Raw genomic sequence first — 5,027 nt, 5'->3', positions numbered from 1 at the left:
ATTTTCTCAGTTGACCAACCTAAGCTTTTCAAAAGTGCATGAGCACTTTCCATGGTGAGACGATCATCAGTGTCATCTGCTTCATCCACTTCCTCTGCCACTTCAACAGAAGTTCTTTTAGAAGCAACAGATGCTGTTTGCGGATCCAAGCTTAAAATCAATGCCTTTTTGGGAAAACCTGTTCAATAACGCTGTGCAAGAGTAAGAGCGTTCTCAATATCATATTTTGTGATGTTTTCCACAAAACCTAGACAGCTCTTTCTTTGAAAACTCTCCTTATAAAACTTAAGTTTTTTGACATTGCCAGTCAAAATAAGTGCAATAAGGTGAAATTCTGCAAGGCAAAATTCACTGTTTGTTAGCAACGCCGCATAATCATAGATGATTTGGTTGCTGTTTTGGTTGTCAGCCCACTCAAGTATATCTGTACAAATCTCCTTTAGCTTGCCTTCATCCAATTCAGTACTAGAAACTGTATAAACTTCTTCTGCTTCTTTGATGGCTATATATTGAGGCATATTATAGAAAATCTCTCTATGAGCCGTAGAAAAACTAAGTGTTGAAAGGGACGCCTTGAATATAAGGATAGGTGTTTTTCCTTTTGTATCAAGGCTGTACATTATATTAATGATACGGTCTTTGCTTATAAAATAGGCATTACAATTATAATTTTTGTCGCGATAGACTGTCCAGTTCATCATTTTTAATGTTTCAGAAACTGTATTAAGAAGAACCAAAGATTGTACACCAATACGTGCATCTGCCGCCTCTCGCTCCTTTAAAACGGTCAGATGTCCTTCAGCAAATTGAACAGCGTGATTAACATATTTTTCCACATCATCGTCATCTAAATATTCAGAAATCGTACCTGCTTTTACGGCATTTTGATAGGATTTCAGGACATCAATTTGACCTGTTAATGCTAAACAAGCCAAATGCCATGAGATATCAGGACATGAGCTATATTTTTGAACAAGCGCTTTGCTTTCTATCGCTGCTTCTAAATCCTGAGCACGCGCCCATTGTATCACCCGCTCAGAAATTTTTATAAGCTCCTGCTCATTTAATGTCTCTACACGAATATCAATCCCTTTATCAACACCACTAAAAACCCCTCCCCCAATCGTATTAAAAGACTGATAAATATTTGTAGCTGATATCTGCCTACATTTTCTACTATCGTGAATATAATGGCAAGCTACAGAAATATCTTCGTTGGAGATCTCTGCTTCAAGATGAACATTGTAATCATCATTTGGAAGACGTATAAAACCAAAATCAAATTGAATGAAGCGGTCGGGCAAAACTAACCACATTTTCCCAGGTTCCGTAACAAACCACCCTTGGGTTTTAAGAATGCGCGTTGCTGCTGTAAGACTCATCAAACACTGTTTCGGTTTTTTGCGTGCTAAAATGTCATCCAATTCGTTATTTTTATACGCCTCAGCAAAAAAGATAACGCGCTTAACCTGCGTTATCTTTTCATAATCAGAAAACTCTGGTGTATATAATTGAGGTGTAGGTTTGTAATTCCTTAAAGCTTCGGTATCGCCGAGTAGAGCCTTTGCAACGAGAGAATGATTAGCAGCTTTTTCACGTAATTTTTTCTCAATATCTTGTGCGTGCGCCCAAACTAACACTTTATTTAAAGCTACCTTAACGTGGTTTTCAAAAAATTCTAGTGCTGTAACTCCAAAATTCTCTTCTGAAGAAATCAGCATATCCTCATATTGGTATCGCGATTTCTTACCGTTAGCGTATTCCCAGCCAAGACAATAGGCGGCAGTGGTAAGACTGACAGAAACCCATAATCTTCCACTATCCCGTCCATAATCTATGACACCATAATGAATACGCACTATGCGATCGGGGAGATGATAATAAGCAAACATATCACCCATTTCATCGCGATGGGGCTCCCAGCCAAGTCTTTTTAAAATCTCTGTTGCATCTTTGGTTTGCATCGTCATTACCCTGCGTGCTCTTTAATTCTTTTACAGAGAAATTCATAAAAATTACTTGCGTAATACTGGGGATCGCTAGGTAGAAACTTAAGATAGAGCGGACACTCTCCATCCTGAAACTGAGTATAATCAAAGTAAAAGGTTTCACCAAAATCTGTTCTATTGACAACAAGCTGCTGTGGTTTTGCTAAACCATTTTTTATATCTGTTAAGTGATAATAAACAATATCACCAGCAGGATTATCTTCAAAACTTGCGTTATAAATGCTAAATATTTCATAACCTCCAATTTCTCCTCCTCCATAATTTTTTAAAAAACTTTTGTAGGACGAGGTGAGTTGTAAACCAAGAGTTCTCTCAGCCTTTTCAATCAATATATCATCAGGCGCATCCTCTGCAGTGCCAAAATTGATAATCTCATCATCATATTTATTCACTTTATCAATTAATACTACAACATCATCTAAGGTATAGGTTTTCATAGATGATCCCCCTTAAAAATATTAACGATGCCTGCATTCTTGAAAATAAAAAATAGTGGTTTAACATTGCAATTCGGAAGTAAAACCACCATACAAAGAAATTTACTTCAAGTTATCTGTAATCCTTTTACAGAGAAATTCATAAAAATTACTTGCGTAATACTGGGGATCGCTAGGTGGAAACTTAAGATAGAGCGGACATTCACCATCCTGAAACTGAGAGTAATCAAAATAAAATGTCTCACCAAAATCAGTTCTACTCACAACAAGCTGCTGTGGTTTTGCTAAACCATTTTCTACATCCGTTATATGATAATAAACAATATCATCACTACGAACAATCTCAAAGTTTGTATCATAAACGCTACATATTTCCTCACCACAAATTTCCCCTCTTCCATAGTTTTTTAAAAAACTTTTATAGGAAGACGTAAACTGCAAACCAAGAGTTTTCTCTGCTTTTTCAATTAGTACATCATCAACTGCTTTATCTGTAGTGCCAAAATCGATACTATCGCTATATTTATCAACTAGTACTGCAACATCAGCTAAGGTATAGGTTTTCACAAATCTTCCCCTGCGTGCTCTTTAATTCTTTTACAGAGAAATTCATAAAAATTACTTGCATAATAATGTGACGCTCCAGATGGAATCTTGACGTAGAGTGGGCATTCACCATCCTGAAACTGAGTATAATCAAAGTAAAATGTCTCACCAAAATCAGTTCTACTGACAACAAGCTGTTCTAATGTCGCAAAACCATGTTTCCTATGATATAAGTTTTTATGCACAATATCACCAGCAGGATGATCCTCAAAACTTGCGTTATAAATGCTAAAAATTTCCTCATAACCAATTTCTCCTCCCTTATAATTTTTTAAAAAATCCTTATAAGAAGTTGTAAACTGTAAACCGAGAGTTTTTTCTGCCTCTTTAATCCGTACATCACTAACTGCATCCTCTGCAGTACCAAAATTGATAATCTCATCATCATATTTATTTACTTTATCAATTAATTGTACAACATCAGCTAAAGTATAAGTTTTCATAGGTTGTTCTCCATAAATTATTATTTTTTAGTTGCTATATCTTTCTTTTCATAATCTTTAGCACGTTCCTTCCAGTATTTCGTCCTCCATTTATCGAATAGGTCTCTGTCAATAGCTGATCCCATTGTATTAGGATTAATATGAATAACTGAATTATGTTTATTATGAAACGCATTTGTAACCTCTGCTATGGGACCATCATGTGTTTGCAGCATATGATGCAATTCAATGGGATTTTCATTAAAGTCAAGAGGTGCTCTTCCTGTTTTCATCCTTTCAATATTTGTACCTTTTACTTCTTTTCCTTTTACTGTCCAACTAACAATCTGGTTAGGATCAAACAGATCATCTCTCTGATAGACTTTGTTTGTCTGAGTAATTTTTTCTCCCTTGTTAGTTATTTCAAACTCAACCTCAATAGGTTTTGACCAGAATTTTCTCTCTTGCCCCAAATATTGAGTTGCAATAGCTTCATCGCTCATTTTTTCTAGCGATTGTGCGATTTCTTTTCCCACATGAGCAGTATTTACTTCAGAACTAGTTGCTCCTGTTATAGCCGCTTCTTCAGCTTTAGATGCAAATTTGATGATATCTTTTTCTACAAGCTTGTTCGCAAGCTTTACGCCTCCCTTGGCTGCTGAAACAGCACCGTCAGTAAGCACTGTAGAACCCACTATATAAGCCACATCTCCTAATGGTTTACCTAGCATTTCGCCAGATTCAGCACCAGCACTGAATGCTCCATCCCCCCCTTTCTCCATTGTTTCATGTATGTGATCTATATGCCCCCCAAAGGAATCCTTTATGTGATCTATGTGCCCTCTAAAGGAATCCTTAACACCTCCCCAGAATTGACCAACTCCTTCCCAGAGTTGACCAGCACCTTCCCAGACATCATCAAATATATGCCCACCCGTGGCCCAAGCTTTTGCTGTTCCAACGCCTTGAAGGGTATTTTGATAGATCTCATCAACTGAACTGTTTCCTATTGCCGATCCTAATTCTTTAACGTCATGAACTGTCGCATATATTCCGTTTCCTATTGCCGATCCTAATTCTTTAACGTCATGAGCTGTCTCAGATATTCCGTTTCCTATTGCTTTTACGGCACCAACAATCGTACCCTTCGCAAGACCTATCTCAAAAATCCTATCTTGCTCTTCACTAATCTCGAACCATTTTTCGTTAACCTCTCTTCGACACTGATCATCAGGGCACTCTTCTAACTCTTTCTTCATCTGAGCGCGTTGTGCACTACCCAAAAAGTTATTTGCAGCGGCATTGCCTGCGGCATCGGCGCCGGCATCAACATTGCCACCGGCAAGGGCAGCAGCAACGCCCCCGGCAGCCCGTGCGACATCAATGGTGTGGTCTCTAAAGTCAGCAAACTGCGCATCAATCTTTGCGTTTATACGCGCTTCCTCTTCCGCAGTAGGGGTGCGACCGTTTAGGTCCCCCATTTCCTCTTTCACAATGCCTTGCACCCACAATTGAAACTGGAGCATAGCAGTGGCTTCACCCACAGCCCCGCC

Annotated in this window: 4 protein-coding genes and 1 pseudogene; all 5 read right to left on the bottom strand. The window is 38.2% G+C overall.

All coding sequences use genetic code 11. The features are described 5' to 3' along the window. A pseudogene (locus tag ACFIJK_RS08755) lies at nucleotides 1–1,964 on the bottom strand (DUF6990 domain-containing protein); the annotation flags it as partial. A 5-nt stretch (nucleotides 1,965–1,969) separates the two neighbouring features. Beyond that, nucleotides 1,970–2,446 carry an SMI1/KNR4 family protein gene (locus ACFIJK_RS08750; RefSeq protein ID WP_375627527.1) on the bottom strand — a complete coding sequence of 159 codons (477 nt, stop codon included), beginning with the start codon at nucleotides 2,444–2,446 and terminating at the stop codon, nucleotides 1,970–1,972. 102 nt (nucleotides 2,447–2,548) lie between these two features. Next, nucleotides 2,549–3,013 carry an SMI1/KNR4 family protein gene (locus ACFIJK_RS08745; RefSeq protein WP_375627526.1) on the bottom strand — a complete coding sequence of 155 codons (465 nt, stop codon included), beginning with the start codon at nucleotides 3,011–3,013 and terminating at the stop codon, nucleotides 2,549–2,551. Next, on the bottom strand, nucleotides 3,010–3,495 hold the full coding sequence (locus ACFIJK_RS08740; RefSeq protein ID WP_208438784.1) for an SMI1/KNR4 family protein: 486 nt from the start codon (nucleotides 3,493–3,495) through the stop codon (nucleotides 3,010–3,012). Before ACFIJK_RS08740 ends, ACFIJK_RS08745 begins: the two co-directional genes overlap by 4 nt. 20 nt (nucleotides 3,496–3,515) lie before the next feature. Then, nucleotides 3,516–5,027, bottom strand: a 1,512-nt coding sequence (locus ACFIJK_RS08735) for an HNH/ENDO VII family nuclease (protein ID WP_375627525.1), incomplete at its 5' end; no start/stop codon positions are given.

The organism is Bartonella sp. PS17NMGDW (assembly GCF_042193555.1).
GTDB lineage: Bacteria > Pseudomonadota > Alphaproteobacteria > Rhizobiales > Rhizobiaceae > Bartonella > Bartonella grahamii.
The sequence above is the reverse complement of the archived record's forward strand: the minus strand, read 5'-3'. Positions and strand labels throughout refer to the sequence as shown.